Annotated in this window: 19 protein-coding genes and 4 tRNA genes; 17 read left to right on the top strand and 6 right to left on the bottom strand. The window is 53.1% G+C overall.

Translation table 11 applies throughout. From position 1 onward, the window contains the following. Window positions 1–5 precede the first annotated feature (5 nt). Genes lpxK through murB form a run of 4 tightly spaced genes read left to right on the top strand, consistent with a single transcriptional unit; the run spans window position 6 to window position 2,746 of the window. On the top strand, window positions 6–1,013 hold the full coding sequence (lpxK, locus tag HUF19_RS09295) for a tetraacyldisaccharide 4'-kinase (RefSeq protein ID WP_260996400.1): 1,008 nt from the start codon (window positions 6–8) through the stop codon (window positions 1,011–1,013). Beyond that, window positions 1,006–1,221 (top strand): Trm112 family protein, encoded by a 216-nt coding sequence (locus tag HUF19_RS09290; protein WP_145468501.1) that lies wholly within the window; start codon window positions 1,006–1,008, stop codon window positions 1,219–1,221. The genes lpxK and HUF19_RS09290 overlap by 8 nt, the downstream gene beginning before the upstream one ends. 5 nt (window positions 1,222–1,226) lie before the next feature. After that, a complete protein-coding gene (locus HUF19_RS09285) occupies window positions 1,227–1,724 on the top strand; it encodes a low molecular weight protein-tyrosine-phosphatase (RefSeq protein WP_260996399.1) in 498 nt (165 codons plus the stop codon). Beyond that, complete coding sequence (gene murB, locus HUF19_RS09280) at window positions 1,721–2,746, top strand: UDP-N-acetylmuramate dehydrogenase (RefSeq protein ID WP_260996398.1); 1,026 nt, start codon at window positions 1,721–1,723, stop codon at window positions 2,744–2,746. Before HUF19_RS09285 ends, murB begins: the two co-directional genes overlap by 4 nt. 79 nt (window positions 2,747–2,825) lie before the next feature. Here the strand turns inward: murB and HUF19_RS09275 are convergent, their stop codons facing one another. Further along, a complete protein-coding gene (locus HUF19_RS09275; protein WP_260996397.1) occupies window positions 2,826–3,551 on the bottom strand; it encodes a UDP-2,3-diacylglucosamine diphosphatase in 726 nt (241 codons plus the stop codon). Then, a complete protein-coding gene (locus HUF19_RS09270) occupies window positions 3,551–4,045 on the bottom strand; it encodes a peptidylprolyl isomerase (protein WP_145468505.1) in 495 nt (164 codons plus the stop codon). The genes HUF19_RS09275 and HUF19_RS09270 overlap by 1 nt, the downstream gene beginning before the upstream one ends. A gap of 161 nt (window positions 4,046–4,206) precedes the next feature. Between HUF19_RS09270 and HUF19_RS09265 the strand changes: the two genes are divergently transcribed. Continuing rightward, entirely contained in the window at window positions 4,207–5,877 is a 1,671-nt protein-coding gene (locus HUF19_RS09265) for a glutamine--tRNA ligase/YqeY domain fusion protein (RefSeq protein ID WP_260996396.1), read from the top strand. 8 nt (window positions 5,878–5,885) lie between these two features. Beyond that, the gene (cysS, locus tag HUF19_RS09260) at window positions 5,886–7,256 is read left to right on the top strand and encodes a cysteine--tRNA ligase (protein ID WP_260996395.1); all 1,371 of its coding nucleotides are present in this window, start codon (window positions 5,886–5,888) and stop codon (window positions 7,254–7,256) included. 79 nt (window positions 7,257–7,335) lie between these two features. Here cysS and folD read toward each other — a convergent pair whose 3' ends face one another. Then, entirely contained in the window at window positions 7,336–8,193 is an 858-nt protein-coding gene (folD, locus tag HUF19_RS09255) for a bifunctional methylenetetrahydrofolate dehydrogenase/methenyltetrahydrofolate cyclohydrolase FolD (protein WP_260996394.1), read from the bottom strand. A 225-nt stretch (window positions 8,194–8,418) separates the two neighbouring features. Here folD and HUF19_RS09250 point away from each other — a divergent pair. The 10 genes from HUF19_RS09250 (at window position 8,419) to HUF19_RS09205 (ending at window position 17,207) form a co-directional block, all read left to right on the top strand. Then, window positions 8,419–8,495, top strand: a tRNA-Pro gene (locus HUF19_RS09250). A 23-nt stretch (window positions 8,496–8,518) separates the two neighbouring features. Then, window positions 8,519–8,595: transfer RNA gene (locus tag HUF19_RS09245), tRNA-Arg, on the top strand. Between the two features lie 27 nt (window positions 8,596–8,622). Then, window positions 8,623–8,698, top strand: a tRNA-His gene (locus HUF19_RS09240). A gap of 170 nt (window positions 8,699–8,868) precedes the next feature. Beyond that, entirely contained in the window at window positions 8,869–10,182 is a 1,314-nt protein-coding gene (gene tig / locus HUF19_RS09235; protein WP_260996393.1) for a trigger factor, read from the top strand. Window positions 10,183–10,296: 114 nt separating this feature from the next. Next, on the top strand, window positions 10,297–10,920 hold the full coding sequence (gene clpP / locus HUF19_RS09230; protein WP_145468515.1) for an ATP-dependent Clp endopeptidase proteolytic subunit ClpP: 624 nt from the start codon (window positions 10,297–10,299) through the stop codon (window positions 10,918–10,920). Between the two features lie 95 nt (window positions 10,921–11,015). Continuing rightward, window positions 11,016–12,302 carry an ATP-dependent Clp protease ATP-binding subunit ClpX gene (gene clpX, locus HUF19_RS09225; protein ID WP_260996392.1) on the top strand — a complete coding sequence of 429 codons (1,287 nt, stop codon included), beginning with the start codon at window positions 11,016–11,018 and terminating at the stop codon, window positions 12,300–12,302. A 131-nt stretch (window positions 12,303–12,433) separates the two neighbouring features. After that, window positions 12,434–14,824, top strand: a complete 2,391-nt coding sequence (gene lon, locus HUF19_RS09220) for an endopeptidase La (RefSeq protein WP_260996391.1) — start codon at window positions 12,434–12,436, stop codon at window positions 14,822–14,824. Between the two features lie 117 nt (window positions 14,825–14,941). Then, window positions 14,942–15,214: an HU family DNA-binding protein gene (locus tag HUF19_RS09215; RefSeq protein ID WP_145468521.1), complete on the top strand. Its 273-nt coding sequence runs from the start codon at window positions 14,942–14,944 to the stop codon at window positions 15,212–15,214. Window positions 15,215–15,228: 14 nt separating this feature from the next. After that, window positions 15,229–15,305 (top strand) — tRNA-Asp (locus HUF19_RS09210). Between the two features lie 66 nt (window positions 15,306–15,371). Beyond that, window positions 15,372–17,207, top strand: a complete 1,836-nt coding sequence (locus HUF19_RS09205; RefSeq protein ID WP_260996390.1) for a SurA N-terminal domain-containing protein — start codon at window positions 15,372–15,374, stop codon at window positions 17,205–17,207. Between the two features lie 87 nt (window positions 17,208–17,294). Here HUF19_RS09205 and HUF19_RS09200 read toward each other — a convergent pair whose 3' ends face one another. From HUF19_RS09200 to HUF19_RS09190, 3 genes are all read right to left on the bottom strand, one after another. Continuing rightward, window positions 17,295–18,092: an enoyl-ACP reductase FabI gene (locus HUF19_RS09200; protein WP_260996389.1), complete on the bottom strand. Its 798-nt coding sequence runs from the start codon at window positions 18,090–18,092 to the stop codon at window positions 17,295–17,297. A 45-nt stretch (window positions 18,093–18,137) separates the two neighbouring features. Next, window positions 18,138–19,868 (bottom strand): ABC transporter substrate-binding protein, encoded by a 1,731-nt coding sequence (locus HUF19_RS09195; protein WP_260996388.1) that lies wholly within the window; start codon window positions 19,866–19,868, stop codon window positions 18,138–18,140. An 88-nt stretch (window positions 19,869–19,956) separates the two neighbouring features. Further along, window positions 19,957–21,504, bottom strand: a complete 1,548-nt coding sequence (locus HUF19_RS09190) for a LysM peptidoglycan-binding domain-containing protein (protein ID WP_260996387.1) — start codon at window positions 21,502–21,504, stop codon at window positions 19,957–19,959. A gap of 72 nt (window positions 21,505–21,576) precedes the next feature. On the opposite strand from HUF19_RS09190, the gene HUF19_RS09185 reads away from it, so the two are divergent. Beyond that, complete coding sequence (locus tag HUF19_RS09185) at window positions 21,577–22,347, top strand: class I SAM-dependent methyltransferase (protein WP_260996386.1); 771 nt, start codon at window positions 21,577–21,579, stop codon at window positions 22,345–22,347.

Raw genomic sequence — 22,347 nt, 5'->3', positions numbered from 1 at the left:
TCACTATGAGCAATGCTCTCGCCGGGCTGGCGGCACGGATTGAACGTAACTGGTATGGCTCGGTGCTGGGCAATCTGTGGCTGCTGCCGCTCTGGCCGCTGGTTTGGGTGGTCGTGCATCTGCGCCGCCGGCGCTTTCTGCGTCATCCGCCAGCAGCCAATCCTGTACCTGTGGTGGTGGTTGGTAATATTACCGTGGGCGGAACCGGCAAAACGCCGCTCATTACCTTGCTGGCCGAGCGTGCCCGGGCGCTGGGGCTCAGGCCCGCGGTCGTCAGCCGTGGTTACGGTGCTAAAGCCCCGCAATATCCTCTGGATCTGACGGCTGATACGCCGGTAGAGCACAGTGGTGACGAACCCCGTTTGCTGTTTAACCGCCTGAATGGCGATGCCTCCTTTTGTCCGGTTGTGGTCGATCCTGAGCGTCGCCGTGCGGTGGCTGAGCTTGCTGGCCGGGCGGATATCGTTTTCAGCGATGACGGCCTGCAGCATTACGCCATGGCCAGAGCCGCCGAAATCGTAGTGGTCGATCATGCCCGTGGTTTTGGTAATGGCTGGTTGTTGCCGCTGGGGCCATTACGCGAACCACTGGCACGGCTTAAAACGGTCGATCTGGTGTTGCGCAACGGCGCGGATTTTCAGGTGCAGCCAACGGCACTGGTGAATGCTGTCAGTGGTGAACAGATTTCCCTGCAAAGCTTCAGCGGCCGCGAGGTGGTGGCGGTTTCCGGTATTGGTAATCCGCAGCGCTTTTACGATTCACTGCGCAGTCTGGGGATGCAACCACAGGAGCACAGTTTTGCCGATCATCATCAGTTTCAGCCCGATGATCTGGCCTTTCATCAGCAAACACCGGATCTGCCGCTCGTTATGACGGAAAAAGATTGGGTAAAATGCCGTGACTTTGCCCGGTCCGACTGGTGGTATCTGCAGGTCAGTGCGGTAGCACAGCCTGAGATAGCGGCGCGGCTGGATTCTTTATTAATGACCTGGAGTGGAAAAACTCATGGATAAGCAATTACTGAGCATGCTGGTATGTCCGCTGTGTAAGGGCAAACTCAAGTATGAAAAAGACGCACAGGAGCTGCTGTGTACCTTCGACGGTCTGGCATTCCCGCTGCGCGATGGTGTGCCGGTGATGCTGGAAGGTGAGGCGCGCCGTATGAGCGAAGAAGAAAAGCTCGAAAAAGCGCAGAAAGCTGCCAAAGAACAGGCTGAGTAAGTACTGTGCTGCGTGTGCTTTTTGTGTGTCTGGGCAATATCTGCCGTTCACCGACCGCCGACGGCGTCTTCCGCAGTATGGTCGCCTCTGCCGGGCTGAGTGATCAGGTTGAGGTGGATTCAGCCGGCACTGCCGCCTGGCATATCGGCAAAACGCCCGATCCGCGCACCATCAAAGCCGCGGCTGAGCGCGGTTACGATTTATCGCAGTTACGTGCGCGTCAGGCGCTGGCCGCCGATTTTGATCAGTTTGATTATGTGCTGGCGATGGATCTGGAAAACCTCAGTAATCTGCGCGCATTAAAACCTGCCGCTGCGCGTACCGAACCCCAGCTGTTTTTACGCAGCTTTGCCCGCCGCTTTAACAGCGACGAAGTACCGGACCCATACTATGGCGGTGCCGATGGCTTTGAGCAGGTGCTGGATCTGGTTGAAGACGCTTGTGGAGGTTTGCTGGCCGATATTCGTCAGCGTTTAAACCAGCGCGCAAAGGAAATATCGTGAATCATCCCGTACCTGAGGTGCAGCAGAGCTACGATCTGTCGGCGCTGAATACGCTGCGCTTACCGGCCAAAGCTGAAGCCTTTGCGCGTTTTTCTTCCGTCTCGGAATTGCTCAGCCTGCTGACGCTGGCGCAGCGGCATAACTGGCCGGTGCGGGTTCTGGGTGGCGGCAGTAATGTGTTGCTGGCCGACGATGTGCCCGGTCTGGTGCTGCAATCGGCCATGACTTCGGTGCGTTTGCTGCGTGAAGATGCAACCCATCGCTGGCTGGCGGTGGATGCTGGCATGAACTGGCATCAGTGGGTACAGGACAGTACGGAGTTTGGTCATGGGCTGGAAAATCTGGCGCTGATTCCGGGCTCTGTCGGCGCTTCGCCGATTCAGAATATTGGTGCTTACGGTGTTGAAGTTGCCGACTGCATCGACTCGGTATCCGGCATTCAGCTCAGCTCTCGCCAGTGGCGCACGCTGAGTGCCACCGAATGCCGCTTTGCCTATCGTGATTCCATTTTCAAACATGAGCTGGCTGGCGATTTTATTGTCACCCGCGTGGTCTTCCGTCTGAGTAAAGTATTTGAACCGGATCTGAGTTATGGCCCTTTGGCCAGCTGGGCGACGGCGCAGGGCGGTGCCATCAGTCCGCAGGCGCTGATTGAACAGGTGTGTGTGATTCGCCAGAGTAAATTGCCGGACCCGGTGCAAATTCCCAATGCCGGTTCTTTCTTCAAAAATCCGCTGGTGTCGGTATATCAGGCAACACAGCTGAGCGCTCAGCACCCGTCATTACCAACCTATCCGCAGGCCGATGGCCGTATCAAACTGGCGGCGGGATGGCTGATTGAACAGGCCGGCTGGAAAGGGCGCTGGCTTGGCCCGGTACGGATGCACGATCAGCAGGCGCTGGTGCTGACCACCAATGGCGCGGCAAACTATACCGATGTTGAGCACTTGCGTGATGCGGTGGTCGCCAGTGTGAATGAGCAATTTGGTGTGCAGCTGGAGCCTGAGCCGCAGCCGTTCTGAACAGGATTGCAGAATCACGTCAGTAATAAAAAAGCCGGCATAAAGCCGGCTTTTTTATTACTGCAGCCTGTCGTTTAACTCAGAACGTAAACTGACTGAGCTGCAGTCCGCTTTCTTCGCTCCAGCGGATCATCCAGCCGCAGTCGTCTGACCAGTCGCCCAGCACCAGACGGCGGCGTTCGCATCCGTTGTGCATCCAGCGATGATCATCCGGGCGGTGGGTGTGGCCATGAATCAGGGTGGTAACGCCGGCCTGATCCATTTCGCGGTCTACTTCTTCCTGGGTGACATCCATGATATCGGAGCTTTTCATCTGCTGACCGCTCTGGCTTTCGCTGCGAACCTGACGGGCAAAGGCAATGCGCTCTTCCAGTGGTTTACTGAGAAAGTCCTGCTGCCAGGCCGGGTTGCGGAACATCTGACGGATCTTCATATATTCCACATCAAGGGTGCAGAGGCTGTCGCCGTGCATCAGCAGTACCGCGTCGTCACCTAAGGTGATCACGGCCGGATCATCGAGCAGGGTGGCGCCGGTCTGTTCGCAGAAGGTCTGGCCCAGCAGAAAATCGCGATTGCCGTGCATCAGAAACAGGCGGGTGCCTTTGTTGCTGAGTGCGCGCAGGGCGTCTTTGATGCTGCTGACGAAGGGATGATCAAAGTCATCGCCCATCCACACTTCAAAAAAGTCGCCGAGAATATACAGCGCATCGGCATCCTGCAGGTTCTGCAGATAGTGCACAAAGCCCTGAGCCATGGCCGGGCGGCCGGGCTCAAGATGCAGATCGGAGATGAAATAAACCGCCATTACGCGATGATTTCAGCTTTTTCGATGATGACGTCTTCGACCGGAACGTCCTGATGGCCCATACGGGTGGTGGTTTTAACGGCTTTGATGCGGTTAACCACGTCCATCCCTTCAACCACTTCACCAAATACGGCATAACCCCAGCCCTGAGTGGACTTGCTGGTGTGATTGAGGAAATCGTTGTCCGATACGTTGATAAAGAACTGTGCGCTGGCGGAGTGTGGGTCCATGGTGCGGGCCATGGCCAGAGTGCCAACGGTGTTTTTCAGACCATTGTCTGCTTCGTTTTCAATCGGCATGTCGGTTTCTTTATTAACCATGCCCGGGGCAAAGCCGCCGCCCTGGATCATAAAACCGTCGATCACACGGTGGAAAATCACGCCGTCGTAGTAGCCTTCTTTTACGTACTTCTCGAAGTTGGCCGCAGTTTTTGGCGCTTTCTCGTGGTTCAGTTCGATTTTGATGTCGCCGAAGTTGGTTTTAAGCAGGATCATGTGAAGCCTCTGTCATTGAATCGTGTATCCCTTCATGGGATTGAGTGCGTATAATACCGCCTTTTTCGCGGCCTGACAGCGCCGTGGCACGATTGCCGGAATTTCCGCCCGGAACAGCCTCCGCGCGGCAAGCTGCCGGTACTACTCAGAAACGGATGGTTATGACAGACACAACTCCAAACAGCCACAATTTCATTGCCAAAATCGTTCAGGATGACCTCGCCAGCGGTAAGGTTCAGAGCGTTGTGACACGCTTTCCGCCTGAGCCCAACGGTTATCTGCATGTGGGGCATGCCAAATCAATCTGCCTGAACTTCGGCGTGGCCGAACAGTTTGACGGCCAGTGTAACCTGCGTTTCGACGACACCAACCCGGAAAAAGAAAGCCAGGAATTTATTGATGCGATCAAAGACGACATCACCTGGCTGGGCTTTAACTGGGCCGGAGAGGTGCGTTATGCCTCGGATTACTTTGACCAGCTGCATCAGTGGGCGCTGCACCTGATCCGCGAAGGCAAGGCTTATGTCTGTGACCTGAGTCCGGAGCAGGCGCGTGAATACCGTGGCACCCTGACCGAAGCGGGTAAAAACAGCCCGTTCCGTGAGCGCACGGTAGAAGAAAACCTGGCGTTGTTTGAGAAAATGCGTGCCGGTGAGTTCAACGAAGGTGCCTGCGTGCTGCGCGCCAAAATTGATATGGCATCGCCAAACATGAACCTGCGTGATCCGATCATCTATCGTATCCGCAAAGTGCATCATCATCAGACCGGTGACAAATGGTGTATCTACCCGACCTATGACTTTACCCATGGTCAGTCGGATGCCATCGAAGGCATTACCCACTCGGTCTGTACGCTGGAATTTGAAGACCATAAACCACTGTACGACTGGTTTATTGCCAATCTGCCGGTGCCGGCACAGCCGCGTCAGTACGAATTTGGCCGCCTTAATCTGGATTACACCGTAACCTCCAAGCGTAAGCTGAAAGCTCTGGTGGATGATCAGGTTGTAGCCGGCTGGAATGATCCGCGTATGCCGACTATCGCCGGTATGCGTCGTCGTGGTTTTACACCGCGCTCGGTGCGTAATTTCTGCGAAATGATTGGTGTGACCCGCAGTGACGGTATGGTCGATGTGGCGATGCTGGAGCACGCACTGCGTGACGATCTGAACAAGCATGCACCGCGGGCGATGTGTGTGATCCGGCCGTTAAAAGTCGAGATTGAAAATCTGGCCGCCGATCATCTGGAAATGCTCAGCGCCGAATATCATCACGAGCTGGATCTGGGTTCGCGCGAAATGCCGTTTACCCGTGAGATCTATATCGATCAGGATGATTTTAAAGAAGAGTACAGCAAGAAATTCAAAAAGAAATTCACGCCGGGTAAGCGTATCCGTCTGCGTCATTCGTATGTAATCGAAGCAACCAGCTACGAAAAAGACGAAGCCGGTAATGTTGTGCTGGTGCGGGCGAAATTAATTGAAGGCACGCTGGGTGAAAATCCGGCCGACGGCGATAACCCGAAAGGGGTGGTGCACTGGGTTTCCGCCAGTCATTCGGTGCAGGCAGAATTGCGCCTGTACGAGCGTCTGTTTAATCACCCGACGCCGGATAAAGTCGACGGCGATTTTATGCAGTTTGTAAATCGCGATTCGCTCACCGTTACCACCGGTTGGGTTGAGCCTGCGCTGGCCAATGTCGGTGCAGAAAGTAATTTCCAGTTTGAGCGTGAAGGCTATTTTGTTGCCGACCGCTACGATCACAGCGCTGACAAGCCGGTCTTTAACCTGACCATTGGCTTGCGTGAAGATAAATCACTGCAGGCAGATTAAGGCTGATTATGACTTTGCAGATTTTTAATACGCTGACGCGTCAGAAAGAAGAATTTAAACCGTTACAGCCGGGCAAGGTTGGTATGTATGTCTGTGGTATGACGGTTTATGACTTCTGTCACCTGGGTCATGCCCGGGTGATGGTGGCGTTTGACGTTATTGCCCGCTACTTGCGTCATCGTGGTTATGAGGTGAATTACATCCGTAATATCACCGACATCGACGATAAAATTATCAAGCGCGCCAACGAAAATGGCGAAGCCTTTGATGCATTAACCGAGCGCTTTATTGCTGAAATGCACAAAGATGCCGACCTGCTGGAAATTGAGCGCCCGAATGCGGAGCCAAAAGCCACGGCGCATATCGACGATATTATCCGTCTGGTCGAAACCCTGATCGCCAAAGGTTATGCCTACGCGCCGGGGAATGGTGATGTGTATTACTCGGTGCGCAAATTCGAAGGTTACGGCAAATTATCTGGCAAAATTCTGGATGATTTGGAAGCCGGTGCGCGTGTCGATGTTGACGAGCATAAACAGGATCCTCTGGATTTTGTGTTGTGGAAAGCCGCCAAAGCCGACGAACCGCACTGGCATTCGCCGTGGGGGATTGGTCGTCCGGGCTGGCACATTGAATGTTCGGCCATGTCATCCTGCTGTCTGGGTGAAACCTTTGATATTCATGGTGGCGGTCCGGATCTTAAATTCCCGCACCATGAAAACGAAATTGCTCAGTCGGAGGCAGCAACAGGTAAAAAGTATGTGAATACCTGGATGCATGCCGGGGCGGTTCGTGTTGATGGTGAAAAGATGTCCAAATCGCTGGGCAACTTTTTTACTATCCGTGAAATTCTGGAAAAATATCCGGCGGAAGTGGTGCGCTTTTTACTGCTCTCCAGTCAGTACCGCAGCGCGATCAATTATTCCGAAGACAGCCTGAAAGAAGCGCACACCAAGCTTGAGCGTTTTTATAATGCACTGCGTGGTGTTGCAGTGGGTGAGGTTGCGGATATTGATAATGAATATTCACAGCGTTTCCATGCTGCGATGGATGATGACTTTAATACACCGGAAGCCATTGCCGCCTTGTTTGATCTGGTGCGTGCAGTGAATAAGGCCGAAGGTGCTGAGCAGGCGGCGCTGGCCGGTCAGCTGCGTTATCTGGCCGGTGTGTTGGGCTGTCTGCAGTCTGAGCCGGAAGCCTTTTTGCAGTCCGGTGCCGATGTGGATGAGGCCTGGATTCAGGAGATGATCAGTAAACGTGCTGAGGCGAAAAAAGCCAAAGATTTCGCTACGGCCGATCAGGTGCGTGATGAATTGCTGGCGCAGGGGATTGTGCTGCGTGATGGTCCGGAAGGCACCAGCTGGTCGAAGCAATAATCCGCCGTCACTGGCAGATAACAAAAAGCCCGGACAGAACGATCTGTCCGGGCTTTTTTATTTTCTTAATATTCTGTGATTACTGCTTGTGCAGGGTCTCACAGGCAAACAGGGTATTTTCCAGCAGTTTTGCGCGGGTCATCGGGCCAACACCACCCGGAACCGGGGTGATAAAGGCGGCGCGTTCGGCGGCGGCGGCAAAATCCACATCGCCAATCAGTTTGCCGTCGGCCTGACGGTTAATGCCAACATCAATCACGGTGGCGCCGGGTTTGATCCATTCACCTTTAACAATGCCTGGCTTGCCAACGGCAACGACGACAATGTCGGCCTGCTGAACGTGATGCGCCAGATCTTTGGTGAAGCGGTGGCAGGTGGTTACTGTGCAGCCTTTCAGCAGCAGTTCCAGACCCATCGGGCGGCCAACAATGTTGGATGCGCCAACAATGACCGCATGCTTGCCACGAACTTCCTCGCCGGTGCCGTCCAGCAAATCAACGATGCCGGCCGGAGTGCAGGGGCGCAGCATTGGCATACGCTGTGCCAGGCGGCCCAGATTGAATGGGTGGAAGCCGTCAACATCTTTGGTCGGGTCGATACGCTCAAGAATTTCGTCGGCTTTCAGGCCGGCAGGTAAGGGCAGTTGCACCAGAATGCCATCAACAGTGCTGTCATGGTTCAGCTCGTCGATCAGATCCAGCAGTTGTTGCTGGGTGGTGTCTGCCGGCAGGTCAAAGGCCTTGCTGACAATGCCGACCTGTTCGCAGTCTTTACGCTTATGCGCCACGTAGACTTCGGACGCCGGGTCGCTGCCTACTAATATGACCGCCAGACCGGGGGCGCGCAGACCTTTCTCTGTGCGGGCCTGAACCTGCTGTTTAATGGATTCGCGAATCGCTTTGGCAGTGGCGTTGCCATCGATCAGTTGAGCGGTCATAAGCGCAGTAAACCTGTAGCAGTTATCAAAGCGCGCGATTTTCTCATGTGCGCTGAGAAAAACAAAGATACCGCTGGCGCCAGCCCGCGGATAAATGCAGAAACGCTCAAAAAACCACCGAACCGATTGTTTTTATTAATTTTTTTCAAAAAGTCGTTGACGGGGTAGGGGCTCATCTATAATATGCGCAGCCACTTGCAGGGCACTTTGCAAAGCAAGTAAGTTCGGGGTATAGCGCAGTCTGGTAGCGCGCCTGCTTTGGGAGCAGGATGTCGGGAGTTCGAATCTCTCTACCCCGACCACTAATGTCTGAAAGTATTGACATGCGCCCGTAGCTCAATTGGATAGAGCATCGGCCTTCTAAGCCGAGGGTTGCAGGTTCAATCCCTGCCGGGTGCGCCATTTGGCAATCTCAGCAGAACTTTTGTGGTGGCCGTAGCTCAGTTGGTAGAGTCCAGGATTGTGATTCCTGTTGTCGCGGGTTCGAGCCCCGTCGGCCACCCCACTTCTCCCCCTAATTCCTTTTGTTTATATCTCCTAAGTGTTTGATTGCTCAAGCATTCTAAATGGTTTTATTCGTGCAGTGCCTTGCGCTATAATCCGCGCCTTTCTGATTTTATCGGCGCCGGGCAAAGCCTGTGCGTTATTTTTTGAACAGTATATTGAGAGGCATCTATGCAAGTGTCCATTGAGACCATTTCCGGTCTTCAGCGTGTAATGACCATTGGCGTTCCGGCAGCAGAAGTTGAAACCAAAGTAACTGCTGAACTGAAGCGTATCTCCAAAGGCCAGCGCGTAAATGGTTTCCGTAAAGGCAAGCCGCTGCCTCCGGCTGTTGCCAAGCGTATGTTCGGTAAGCAAGCGCGTTACGAAGCTATCTACCAGCAAATGCAACAGTCTTTCTTTAAAGCTGTGCAGGACGAGAATGTAAAACTGGCCGGTATGCCTACTTTTGAGCCTACCGTTGATGAAGATGGCAAAGATCTGGAATTCAAAGCAACCTTTGAAGTCTATCCGGAAATCACCCTGGCCGATTTCGGCAGCATCGAAGTTGAGCAGAAAACTGCGGCAGTAACTGATGCCGATCTGGAAACCATGCTGGACACCCTGCGTAAGCAGAATGCCAAGTGGGAAGAGTCTGCGGAAGCCGCTGCTGATGGCGACCAGGTAGTTATCGACTTCGAAGGTTTCATCGACGGTGAAGCATTTGAAGGTGGTGCAGCTAAAGGTTACAGCCTGACTCTGGGTTCCAACTCTATGATCCCGGGTTTCGAAGCGGGTCTGGTTGGCGCGAAAGCCGGCGAAGAGAAAACTCTGGACGTTGCTTTCCCTGAGGATTACCACAAAGAAGAACTGAAAGGTAAGCCTGCACAGTTTAAGGTAACCGTTACTGCGGTTAAAAAACCTCAGCTGCCTGAGCTGAATGAAGAATTCTTCAAAGGTTTTGGTGTCGAAACCGCTGATGAAGCTGAGTTTAAAGCAGAAATCCGCAAGAACATGGACCGTGAACTGGCCCGTGCTCTGCGCAGCCTGACCAAGCAGCAGGTTATCGATGGTCTGGTTGCTGCTAATGCGGTTGAAGCGCCGTCCTCTCTGGTTGATCAGGAAATCGATCGTCTGCGCAAGCAGGCTGTTCAGCAGTTTGGCGGTGGCCAGAAGCTGGACCCTAACATGCTGCCAGCTGAGCTGTTCAAGGATCAGGCTGAAAAGCGCGTTGTTATCGGTCTGCTGATGAACGCTGTGATCGAAGCGAACGAATTGACGCCTTCGGCAGAAAAAGTGGCTGAATTGATTGAAGAAGTTGCCGCGACTTATCAGGATCCTGAAGAAGTCCGCAACTACTACAACAGCAACCCGCAGCAGAAATCTCAGGTAGAAGCGCTGGCTCTGGAAGAGCAGGCGGTTGAGAAAGTTCTGGCAGGGGCTAAGATCAGCCAGTCAGAAGCCACTTACGAAGAAGTGATCCGCGCGGCTAATCAGCCTGCCTGATCACTCGACAGAGTGACTGACACAACGCCAATCAATGGCTAAACTCAGAGACAGCCGCACACATTGCGGCTGTTTTTGTAAAAAAGCTAATTATGTCAGGGAGTACAGGGTCGAATGTTTGACTCCATGAAACAACAGTCAGAAATCATCCAGGCAAGCGGTCTGGTACCAATGGTGGTAGAGCAGTCTGCCCGCGGTGAGCGAGCTTACGACATCTACTCACGCTTGCTGAAAGAGCGCGTAATCTTCCTGGTTGGCCCGGTCGAAGACCATATGGCTAACCTGGTAGTGGCGCAGTTGCTGTTCCTTGAATCTGAGAATCCGGACAAGGATATTCACCTGTACATCAACTCGCCGGGTGGTTCGGTGTCTGCGGGCCTGTCTATTTATGACACCATGCAGTTTATTAAGCCGGACGTCAGCACAATGGTGATTGGTCAGGCCTGCAGCATGGGTGCATTCCTGTTGGCTGCCGGTGCCAAGGGCAAGCGTCTGAGTGTGCCGAACTCCCGCGTTATGATTCACCAGCCAAGCGGCGGTGCGCAGGGGCAGGCGACAGATATTCAGATTCATGCGCGCAACATTCAGGACACCAAAGAGCGTCTGAACCGCATTCTGGCCCATCATACCGGTCAGAGTATTGAGCAGGTGACCGCGGATACTGAACGTGACAACTTTATGGATCCGGAAGCGGCTTTGGCATACGGCCTGATTGACAAGGTCGTAACCAATCGCTGATTGACTTAAGGCCGGATTACTCTGTTTCCGGCCTTGAAATACCCGATAAAAAGATCCATCTTCTGGATCAGTGCAACGAATAATGAGGCAGTCGAATGACCGACGATACAAAAGGCAAAGGCGACGATAGCGGTAAGCTGCTCTATTGCTCATTCTGCGGTAAGAGTCAGCATGAAGTACGCAAGCTGATTGCCGGGCCTTCGGTGTTCATCTGTGACGAGTGTGTCGACCTGTGTAATGACATCATTCGTGAAGAAGTGCAGGAAGCCGAGAGTAAAGGTTCGGGCGACAAACTGCCGACGCCGAAAGAGATCAAGGCAACGCTGGATGAATACGTTATTGGCCAGGAAAAGGCCAAAATCGTTCTCGCGGTAGCGGTTTATAACCACTACAAGCGTCTGCAAAGTGGCGAAGGCAAGGCTGAGGTCGAGCTGTCCAAGAGTAATATTCTGCTGATCGGCCCGACCGGTAGTGGTAAGACATTGCTGGCTGAAACTCTGGCGCGTCTGTTGAATGTTCCTTTCACCATTGCTGATGCAACCACGCTGACGGAAGCGGGTTATGTGGGTGAAGATGTTGAGAACATCATCCAGAAACTGCTGCAGAAATGCGATTACGACGTTGAAAAGGCTCAGCGTGGCATTGTGTATATCGATGAAATTGACAAGATTTCGCGCAAATCTGATAACCCATCGATTACCCGCGATGTGTCAGGTGAAGGTGTGCAGCAAGCGCTGCTGAAGCTGATTGAAGGTACTGTGGCTTCTGTTCCGCCTCAGGGTGGCCGTAAGCATCCGCAGCAGGAGTTTTTGCAGGTTGATACCTCTAATATCCTGTTTATCTGTGGTGGCGCCTTTGCCGGTCTGGATAACATTATCCGTGATCGCTCAGAAAAGAGCAGCATTGGCTTCTCTGCTACCGTAAAAGGTAAAGAAGAGCAGAAGGCTGTTGGTGAAGTTCTGCGTGAAGTGGAGCCGGGTGATCTGGTGAAATACGGTCTGATTCCGGAATTCATTGGTCGTCTGCCGGTTGTGGCAACGCTGGATGAGCTCGATAAAGATGCGCTGGTGCGTATTCTGACTGAGCCGCGCAACTCACTGGTGCGTCAATACCAGAAATTGTTCGAAATGGAATCGGTTGAGCTGGAATTCCGTGACACTGCACTGGATGCTATTGCAACCTGTGCGATGGAGCGTAAAACCGGTGCCCGTGGTCTGCGTTCTATCATGGAAGGCGCTTTATTGCAGACTATGTACCGTATTCCGTCAGAAGAGCACGTAGCTAAAGTCGTGATTGAAGAAAGTGTGATCAATGGTGAATCTGAGCCGCTGATCATTTATGAAACGGCAGATGTTGGGAAGGTTTCACCTGACAACGACTGACCCTGATCATAATTTCGTCAACAAAAGGAGCCATTGGCTCCTTTTGTTTTTTCAGGCCTTGTATTTCTTGCGCTTCGCCCTCACTTCCTGACATATTGGCGTCAAAGACGCAGTTTTTAGGTGCATTGTTCATGACTCAAGAAGTATTACCACTATTACCCCTTCGTGACGTGGTCGTTTTTCCTGCCATGGTTATTCCGCTGTTTGTGGGACGGGAAAAATCGATCAACGCGCTGGAAGAAGCGATGAGTCTCGACAAGCGGATTATGCTGGTTGCGCAAAAGGATGCATCGGACGACGAACCCGGGCGTGACGATATGCATGCGGTTGGCACCATTGCCAACGTTCTGCAGCTGCTTAAATTACCGGACGGTACGGTTAAAGTGCTGGTTGAAGGTGATGTGCGTGCAGAACTTTCTGAGCTGATTGATGAAGAAGAATTATTTCGCGGCACGGTTGAGGCAATTGCCGCTGATGAGCTGGCCGAGCGTGAAAATGAAGTTCTGGTTCGCTCCCTGACCGGGCATTTTGAACAGTATGTTCAATTGTCTAAAAAAGTCCCGAGTGAAGTGTTGTCGACAATTTCCGGAATCGAAGATGCCTCGCGCCTGGCGGATACTATTGCCGCACATATTTCACTGAAGCTGGATGAAAAACAGCATGTTCTTGAAATGCTCGATCCGCGTGAGCGCGTCGAACATCTGATGGAATTAATGGAATCTGAAATCGATCTGCTGAAAGTCGAAAAGCGCATCCGTGGCCGCGTTAAAAAGCAGATGGAAAAAAGCCAGCGTGAGTATTATCTGAATGAGCAGATGAAAGCGATTCAGAAAGAACTGGGTGATCTGGAAGATGGCAGCAACGAATTCGATGAACTGACTCATAAAATTGAACAGTCTGGCATGACCAAAGAGGCCCGTGAAAAAGCCGATGCCGAGCTGAAGAAATTACGCATGATGTCACCGATGTCGGCCGAAGCTTCGGTTGTACGCGGTTATCTGGACTGGCTGGTTAACCTGCCGTGGAAAAAGCGCAGCCGCGTGAACCATGATCTGGCGAATGCCAAAGAAATTCTCGATGCCGATCACTTTGGTCTGGAAGAGGTTAAAGAGCGGATTCTGGAATACCTCGCGGTTCAGACCCGGGTGAAAAAAGTGAAGGGCGCTGTGCTTTGTCTGGTTGGACCTCCGGGGGTTGGTAAAACCTCTCTGGGTAAATCCATTGCCCGTGCAACAAACCGCAAGTTTGTTCGCATGGCCTTGGGTGGCGTGCGCGATGAGGCGGAAATCCGCGGACACCGTCGTACCTATATCGGTTCGATGCCAGGCAAGCTTGTACAGAAAATGTCCAAGGTTGCGGTAAAAAACCCGTTATTCCTGCTCGATGAAATCGACAAAATGGGCATGGATCACCGTGGCGACCCGGCATCTGCGTTGCTGGAAGTGCTCGATCCTGAGCAAAATTCGACTTTTGCCGATCATTATCTGGAAGTCGATTATGACCTGTCGGATGTGATGTTCGTGTGCACCTCCAACAGCATGGATATCCCTGGTCCGCTGCTGGACCGCATGGAGGTTATCCGGATTCCGGGTTATACCGAAGCGGAAAAGGTCAGCATAGCCCGCCGTTATCTGCTGCCGAAGCAGATCAAACTGAACGGCCTGCACGAGCGTGAAATTGAAGTCAGTGACGAACGTTTGCGCGACATTATACGCCACTACACCCGCGAGGCTGGCGTACGTGGTCTCGAGCGTGAGATCGCCAAACTTTGTCGTCGCGTTGTTAAAGCCAATATGCTGGAGAAAAATCAGCAGACCCGCGACATCAGTGCCGAACTTCTGGATGAATATCTGGGTGTGCAGAAATTCCGCTACGGTCTGGCCGGACAGGACAATCAGATTGGTCAGGTGACGGGACTTGCATGGACATCGGTTGGTGGTGAGCTGCTGACGCTGGAGTCGGCTGCAACCCCTGGTAAGGGACGTATTGTTAAAACAGGCTCTCTGGGTGATGTGATGCAGGAGTCCATTCAGGCTGCACTTACGGTTGTGCGCAGCCGGGCTGTAGGTATGGGCGTTTCACCGGAGTATTTCGAAAAACACGACCTGCATGTTCACGTCCCTGAGGGCGCCACACCGAAAGATGGTCCGAGTGCCGGTATCGGTATGGCTACGGCCCTGGCTTCCGTGATGACGGGCATTCCTGTGCGTGCAGAGGTCGCGATGACGGGTGAGATCACCCTGCGCGGTAAGGTACTGGCCATCGGTGGTCTGAAAGAGAAACTGCTGGCGGCTCATCGCGGTGGTATCAAGACCGTAATTATTCCGAAAGAGAACGAAAAGGATCTGCGCGATATTCCCGCCAACATTCTGGATGATATGAATGTGGTGGCCGTGGACTGGATCGACGAAGTGCTGGATCTGGCACTGGAAACTAAACCGGAGCCTCATGTTGGTGAAATTGTCACCAAAGATGAGGCTGTTGGGAAAAAAGACGACAATACCAGGCCAAGCACCCACTAAGGCTGCTTGACGGTCTGGGGAGCGCTTGGTATAAATCGTCGCTCTAATATTTTCCTGTAGCGATCGCCCAGTCGCATAACAAGAATTCACTATTGCGCACAGAGTAAGGGGATAAGTGTGAACAAATCTGAATTAATCGATGCAATCGCAGCTTCTGCGGACATTCCAAAAGCAGCAGCTGGACGTGCTTTAGACGCCATGATTGAAAGCATTGGCGGTGCACTGAAAGAAGGCGATCAGGTCGCTCTCGTTGGTTTTGGTACTTTTATGGTTAAAGAGCGCGCTGCTCGCACTGGCCGTAACCCACAGACCGGCGCTCCGATCGAAATCAAGGCAGCTAAAGTTCCTGGCTTCAAACCAGGCAAAGCACTGAAAGACGCTGTCAACTAAGTTAGTTGGATTAAGGACCGGTAGTTCAGTCGGTTAGAATACCGGCCTGTCACGCCGGGGGTCGCGGGTTCGAGTCCCGTCCGGTCCGCCAAAATTAAAAGCGCATCCCTGATGCGCTTTTTTTGTATTGGTGGCGCGAATCATCATTGGAGGAAGCATGCTACAGACAATGCGCGATAATGCTCAGGGCATGATCGCTAAAGTAATTGTATTTTTTATTATCTTTGTCTTTGCGCTGTGGGGCGTTGAAAGCATTGTCAGTCTGGGCGGTGGCACACCGGCTACAGCGACAGTCGGCGATCAGGAAATCACGGAAGCAGATATCGTACGGACCGTTGAACAACAGAAAGCTAACCTGCGTCGTCAGTTTGGTGATCAGTATGATGAAAATCTGTTCAACGAAAAATTTCTGCGTCAGTCTGCTCTTGAGCAATTAATTGAACAGAAGGTTGCTGTGGTTCAGGCTGATAAGCTCGGACTGCGTGCTGCGCCACGAGCGATCGATGAAGCCATCGTGACCATTCCTGCTTTTCAGCAGGACGGACGTTTTGATAAAGAGCAGTTTCAGAATGTGCTGCGCATGAATGGCTTGTCGCCACTCACGTTCCGCGCCAGTCTGGCTGAAGATATTAAAACCAATCAGGCCCGTGCGGCTTTTGTTCTGAGCAGTGTGGAAACACCTTTTGCTGTTCAGGTCAGCGAGGCTCTGAATAATGAACTGCGTACCTTCAGCTTTTATGAAGTAAATGCCAGAGATCTTGAAGCTTCAGTTGAATTATCCGATGAAGATATTCAGCTGGCTTATGAAGCCAGCAAAGACCGTTACAAGACCGAAGAGCAGGTGCGTATTCAGTATGTACAGCTTAAGCGTGCGGATATTGCGGCTAAGCAGGAAGTTTCTGATGACGAGTTGCAGGCTGCTTACATCGATTATCAATCCCGTGAGCTGGCGAAAGAGCAACGCAGTTCCAGTCATATTCTGGTCGAGGTGAACGATGACCGCAGCGATGCCGATGCACTGGCGCTGGCTAACGACATTAAATCCCGTCTGGATAATGGTGAAGATTTTGCCGCGCTGGCAAAAGAATACTCAGATGATATCGGCACCAAAAATGCTGGCGGTAATCTGGGGCTGAGTACCAAAGGCAGCTTTGTACCGGAATTTGAGGATGTTCTGTATACACTGCAGAAAGATCAGATTTCCGCTCCGGTTAAAAGTGAATTCGGTTATCACATCATTCGTCTCGACGACATTGTTACACCAGCCGTTAAAGCACTGGCTGACGTTAAGGATGAGCTGAGTCGCGAAGTCCGTGCAGGCAAAGCGGAAGCGGTTTATGCCGAACAGATGCAGGAACTGTCGAACATTTCTTTCTCTGCAGAGTCCATTGCCGACGTTGCCAATGCGCTGAATCTGCAATTGCAGAGCACAGATTTCTTCAGTCGCGAAAATGGTAACGGTATTGCTCTGAATGATGCTGTACGTCAGGTTGCGTTTGCAGAAAACGTTATGCTGGATAAGCAAATCAGTGAAGTGGTTGAACTGCAGGATGGTGCTGTTGTTCTGGCGGTGAGTGAACATAAAGATGCATCGGTTAAGCCTCTGGCTGAGGTTAAATCTCAGGTTGTTGCCAGCCTTAAACGCGAGCGTGCTCTTGCGCAGGCGCGTGTTATGGCCGACGCCATTATCAGTGGCGATGAGCAGGCAAAAGCCTGGAAAAAAGTGTCTTCTACTTTCCAGCAGTCCAGCGAAGCTCCGCGCCTGGCACAGCAAAAAGCCTTTGCTCTTACCGTAGGGCAATCGGATGTTGTTAAAACTCCGGGTGGATACACTGTGGTAAGGCTGGATGCGATAGACGCTAAAAACTGGCAGGATATGGTTGTCAGTGAGGAGGCGAAAGAAGCCGGTCGTGCTCAGAACAGCCGTGCCGATATGCTGAGCTATCAGGCCTGGGCTAAATCTGCGATAAATATCGAACGTTCCGGTTCATAATGCCGGCGTCTGGTATCAGACAGTGAAGTAAAAAAAGTAATAAAAAAGGGGCCTTGGCCCCTTTTTTATTTGCTGCTGTTTTACCGCTTATGACTCTTCCATCTCATCAACGCTCATGGCACAGCTGTTGAATCCACCATCGACGTAAATGTTCTGAGCTGCGATACCTGAAGCGAGATCAGAGCACAAAAAGGCTGCGGTATTACCCACTTCATCAATTGTGATATTGCGGCCGATAGGTGCACGTTCTGCGTTCTTTTTCAGCATACGGCGGAAGCTTTTAATGCCGGCTGCTGCCAGGGTTTTAATCGGGCCGGCGGAGATTGAATTAACCCGGATGCCTTCTTTGCCCAGAGAGCCGGCCAGATAGCGTACAGAGGCTTCCAGAGATGCTTTGGCCAGCCCCATGACGTTATAGTTTGGCAGGGTTTGCTGGGAACCATGGTAGCTCAGAGTCAGCATCGCGCCATTGCGTCCCTGCATTAATGGGCGTGCGCCTTTTGCCAGAGCGACAAAGCTGTATGAGCTGATGTCGTGAGCAATGCGGAAGCCTTCACGGGTGGTCACGCTCAGATAATCGCCATCCAGTTCGTGCGCAGGAGCAAAGCCTACGGAGTGAATCAGAATGTCCAGGTGGCCCCATGTTTTTTCCAGTTCGGCGAATACAGCGGCAATTTCTTCATCGGAGGAAACATCGCAGGGCAGGCAGATATCAGAACCCCAGCCTGCGGCCATTTTTTCTACCCGCTCTTTTAATTTTTCGCCCTGATAAGTAAAAGCAAGCTCAGCGCCTTCACGATGGAAGGCGTCAGCAATGCCATAGGCAATGGAGTGCTTGCTGGCTACGCCAACAATCAGAGCTTTTTTACCGGTTAACATACCCATGTTGAGATCCTTTTATTCCGGACTGAAACAGTCGGTTTTTGGTTGTCAGAGCTGATTATTGTTCAGTCTGTATTGAATATTTATCGTCGGCTCAGAATTATCGTTTTTACCACGATCAGGTTTCGCCAGTATGTCAGCGCGTTGCTTACGGTCTATCCAGAACATACCACCGCTGACAGCATCAAAAGGATCAAATAAATCGGTGCTGATCCTTGTGCCGTGATTTTCCGGCAATTTCAGCCACTGCCAGCTTGCCGAGCGACTGTAACGGTAGCCGTAACCGGCTGCGAATATGGATTCTTCCTGCAGGTGCCGGGCAAGTTGTTGTGCGTCAGTGTTGCCGGTTGCAGACATAAAAGCCTTAATCGTGTTGCTTTTAATAAACAGCTGGCCGTTATCAGGGCGGAATAATGATAAGAAGCCGTTTTCATTCAGTGCGCTGGAAAAACGCAGCCAGGCAAGCTCGTAATCGGCCTGATGCAGACTGCGCTTCAGCTCTGCAGGCGAGACCTGCTCCAGTATAAGGTTCAGTCCATGGAGCGCTGCCTGTTGCTGCAGCAGGCGTAAAAATGCCAGATCCAGATTGTCACTGTACAGCAGCGTCAGAGTTTCCGGCAGAGCCGCGGTGCCGGTGTCCGCTGGTAAGGGAAGTGGTTTTGCCGGGGCCAGGAAGTTTGTTTCCAGAGGGGAGGCATCGTCCAGTGCAGTCATGGCAGCGGTCATGTTCAGACTGCGCAGAATCGCCGCCCGCTGACTACGGCGGCTCAGTTGCCTGTTGTCGGCATTCAGGAACAGTCCGCTGAACGGCATGGGTGCCTGATGATGAAACTGAATCAGATCGACCCGTTTGGTCTTGCTGAGATTACGTACTGCGGGCGAATGCCAGTTCTCTGGTGTATTCAGAGGCATAACATCCAGTTCGCCACGCTCCAGTAGCTGTATAGCCGGGTGATTATTATCGGGCATGCGTAAATTGACGCGGCGGACATTAAAGCGATGGCGGAAGTAAGGTTTGTCCTGTCCCCACCAGTTGCCGGTCTGGCGCAGTACAATCTGGGTGCCCGGATTCAGCTGCGCGAGATAATAAGGCCCTGTTGTAGGTTCCGGGTACCAGTCAAAGCTTTTGGGCCAGCCGCGGGCGTTGCGGTAAACGTGAGCGGCAAAGGGGCGCAGCGAGGCAAGCTCGCGGATGTCTTCTGTGCTGGCAGGTTTGTGCAGCACAAAGGCAAAGCGCTGCTGATCAAATACCTCCAGCCGGCGAACCAGTTGGTGCAGTCGTTTTGCCTGCCAGGCAGCTCCGCTTTCAGGGGCGCTGAGAAACTCCAGGGTAAAGCGGATGTCGTCGGTTGTTACTGCAGCGCCATCTGACCAGCGTGCCTCTGCGTCCAGTTCAAAATACAAACGCACGGCCTGTTCAGCGACCAGCCAGCGACTGGCGAGCATGGGTATCCAGCGGGAATCCTGAGGATGACGGGCGATGAGTGGCAGTTGCAGGCTGTTCAGGGTTGAGCTGAAGCTGTGCGGCGTCTGTGGGCCTGCGCGGCGGATATTGGGAGGGAAATGCAGTAAAGGCTGACGCGAAATACCACCGCGCTGGGCGTTTGCTGATGCCCAGGGTTCGCTGTCTGAATTGCTTTGCCAGATTACCTCAGACAATTCACTGCTGGGCCGGTCAGCGATAATAAGGCTGGCGCGGCCTGAGGTGCTGAATGTCAGCAGCAGGAGCAATGTGGCCAGCTGCAGGGCTGAATACCGGGCGGAAGGAGTAAACGTCATGGTGCCCATCCTATGGGCAGTGCCTGTACTTTGGCAATCCGTTGTCATTCCACATATTGTGTCCGAAGTGTTAACAATGAGCGTTTGCTCAGCGCATAACGTCCACATACAGAGTCAGCGTTTGTCCTGGCTGCAGGTACTTTTCTTTTACCTGTGATGAGTTCCAGCGCTTCACATCGGAAATTCTTACATTGAATTTTTGTGAAATCCGCGCCAGGGAGTCGCCGGGGCGAACACGGTAATTCACCTTGCGAATGACTTCGCGCTTGCCCGGCATGTTTTTCTTGCTCCAGATGACAAGTGACTGCCCGGCGCGCAGCGGATCGCCGGGTGCCATACCGTTCCAGCGCGCCAGCTCGCTGACCTTCACATCGTGTGAACGGGCAATTTCCCAGAAGCTGTCACCGGAGCGGACGCGGTACTCAACCCGTTCCGTGTTGCCCGGGCGGCGTTGGGTTTTCAGCCGGTCAAGGCGCTGAGAAACACTGTGAGAATAGGCATTCTGATTTTTAAATGCTCCGGGAATCAGCAGCTGTTCACCGGCGCGGATAATGTTGCCACGAATGCCATTGGCTTGCTTCAGCGCCTCAGGCGTTGTGTGGAATTGCTTGGCAATGGTGATCAGGCTGTCACCGTTACGAACCGCATAGCGTTGCCACTTCAGGCGGGCACTTGGTGGCAGGGCGGCCAGTTGTTCGGTAAAGATATCGTATTGGGCGACCGGAATAAGGACTTCGTGTGGCCCTGTCGGGCGTGTGGCCCAGCGGTTAAAACCCGGATTGAGTTTGTAGATTTCATCAAGCGGCGTTTGTGCCAGTTCAGCTACCTGCGACAGATCAATCTGACCGCCGGTGTCGGCAACGGCAAAGTAGGGTTCATCGGGTACTGGCAGCAGGGTGATCTGATAGTCATCCGCGGATTTAATCAGCTTGGCCAGGGCGATCAGCTTTGGCACGTAGTCGCGGGTCTCTTTAGGCAGATCGAGCGACCAGAAATCCGTTGCCCGGCCGCGGGCGCGGTTTTTACGCATGGCCTTGCGTACTGTTCCTGCACCTGAATTGTAGGCAGCGAGAGCCAGCAGCCAGTCGCCATTGAACTCACGCTGCAGCGCATCGAGATACATCAGAGCGGCTTCTGTTGCGGCGCGGATGTCGCGGCGGCCGTCATGCCACCAGTCCTGTTGCAGGCCGAAATCGCGGCCGGTGGACGGAATAAACTGCCACACACCAGAGGCCCGGCCATGGGAGTAGGCAAAAGGATCAAAGGCGCTTTCCACAATTGGCAGCAGGGCCAGTTCGCCCGGCACATTGCGGGCTTCAACCTGTTCGGCGATAAAATGCAGGTAGCGCACGCCGCGTTCGGCCACGCGATTCATGTAAGACTGATGTGACTTATACCAGTTCAGCTGCGCTTCGATGCGTGGGTTATCAATATTGATATCAAGCTGATAGGCGGCAATGATGCGCTGCCAGATGTCTTCGTAGGTGGCAGGGGATACGTCCTGCGGTTGCCAGTCTTCAAGAACGGTCAGAACCATATCGGAACGTTTCTGTTCCGGTTCATTGCCAGGCTTGGTGGTCAGCTGGCTGCAGCCCGCCATAAAAAAGACAGACAGTAATAGAGTGAACTGCTTCATGTGATTACAATGTCGCTACGTGGCCGGCCAGTCTAGTTTCCTGGGCGTCGGGTAGCAAGTGAACGAGGGCATATGAATACCGTCGGCAGCCGGATTAAACCGGAAATTTACCAACGCTGGTTACAAAGACCGGCAACCCAGCGCCTGTTGGCGCTGGAGGCCGGATGGCTGCGCGACTGGGTCAGTCAGCTGCATGGATACCATTTGCTGTACAGCGGCATTGATACCGATCCTCGCTTCCTGCAGCGCAGCCGTTTGCAGCACAGCTTCCGCATGGGACTGCCCTGGGCGCGTGGCGTGGTTGCTCCTCAGGGTGAAATGGCTGACGATGCCTGGCCCTTTGCCGATGACAGTCTGGATGTGGTGGTGTTGCAGCATTCGCTGGATATGAGTCACCGCCCGCATCAGATGATCCGGGAAGCCGCGCGTACGGTTATGCCTAATGGCTATCTGATTGTGGTTGGCTTTAACCCTTACAGTTGGTGGGGCGGCATGCGCTGGCTGAGGACGTTCTCAACAGAACTGCCATGGTTGACCAATCCGGTCAGTGAGGCCCGTTTGCGGGACTGGCTTTTATTGCTGGATTTCCGTGTCGAGCAGGTCTCTCCGGTTGCCCATGCCTGGCCACTGAATATTGTTTCTGAATTGCTCAGTCGCCGCGTTGACCGCGTACTGGCCGGTACACGCTGGCTTCCCGCTAACGCGTATGTTCTGGTCGCGCGTAAGACCGTCGCCGGGCTGACGCCTATCCGTCCGCGGCGCTGGCAGCTGGCGGAATCCGGCTTTGGGTTAGCGGCACCGGTAGCATCAAGTATTGCAGGCACTCAACACTGTGGAAAATAA

Source organism: Thalassolituus hydrocarboniclasticus (assembly GCF_025345565.1).
Lineage (GTDB): Bacteria > Pseudomonadota > Gammaproteobacteria > Pseudomonadales > Oceanobacteraceae > Venatoribacter > Venatoribacter hydrocarboniclasticus.
The sequence above is the reverse complement of the archived record's forward strand: the minus strand, read 5'-3'. Positions and strand labels throughout refer to the sequence as shown.

Bases quoted from the DNA above. Each gene is read 5' to 3' on its own strand.
- lpxK (WP_260996400.1), top strand. From the start codon at position 6: ATGAGCAATGCTCTCGCCGGGCTGGCGGCACGGATTGAACGTAACTGG.
- HUF19_RS09290 (WP_145468501.1), top strand. From the start codon at position 1,006: ATGGATAAGCAATTACTGAGCATGCTGGTATGTCCGCTGTGTAAGGGC.
- HUF19_RS09275 (WP_260996397.1), bottom strand. From the start codon at position 3,551: ATGGCGGTTTATTTCATCTCCGATCTGCATCTTGAGCCCGGCCGCCCG.
- HUF19_RS09270 (WP_145468505.1), bottom strand. From the start codon at position 4,045: ATGATCCTGCTTAAAACCAACTTCGGCGACATCAAAATCGAACTGAAC.
- HUF19_RS09265 (WP_260996396.1), top strand. From the start codon at position 4,207: ATGACAGACACAACTCCAAACAGCCACAATTTCATTGCCAAAATCGTT.
- cysS (WP_260996395.1), top strand. From the start codon at position 5,886: ATGACTTTGCAGATTTTTAATACGCTGACGCGTCAGAAAGAAGAATTT.
- folD (WP_260996394.1), bottom strand. From the start codon at position 8,193: ATGACCGCTCAACTGATCGATGGCAACGCCACTGCCAAAGCGATTCGC.
- tig (WP_260996393.1), top strand. From the start codon at position 8,869: ATGCAAGTGTCCATTGAGACCATTTCCGGTCTTCAGCGTGTAATGACC.
- clpP (WP_145468515.1), top strand. From the start codon at position 10,297: ATGTTTGACTCCATGAAACAACAGTCAGAAATCATCCAGGCAAGCGGT.
- clpX (WP_260996392.1), top strand. From the start codon at position 11,016: ATGACCGACGATACAAAAGGCAAAGGCGACGATAGCGGTAAGCTGCTC.
- lon (WP_260996391.1), top strand. From the start codon at position 12,434: ATGACTCAAGAAGTATTACCACTATTACCCCTTCGTGACGTGGTCGTT.
- HUF19_RS09205 (WP_260996390.1), top strand. From the start codon at position 15,372: ATGCTACAGACAATGCGCGATAATGCTCAGGGCATGATCGCTAAAGTA.
- HUF19_RS09200 (WP_260996389.1), bottom strand. From the start codon at position 18,092: ATGGGTATGTTAACCGGTAAAAAAGCTCTGATTGTTGGCGTAGCCAGC.
- HUF19_RS09195 (WP_260996388.1), bottom strand. From the start codon at position 19,868: ATGACGTTTACTCCTTCCGCCCGGTATTCAGCCCTGCAGCTGGCCACA.
- HUF19_RS09190 (WP_260996387.1), bottom strand. From the start codon at position 21,504: ATGAAGCAGTTCACTCTATTACTGTCTGTCTTTTTTATGGCGGGCTGC.
- HUF19_RS09185 (WP_260996386.1), top strand. From the start codon at position 21,577: ATGAATACCGTCGGCAGCCGGATTAAACCGGAAATTTACCAACGCTGG.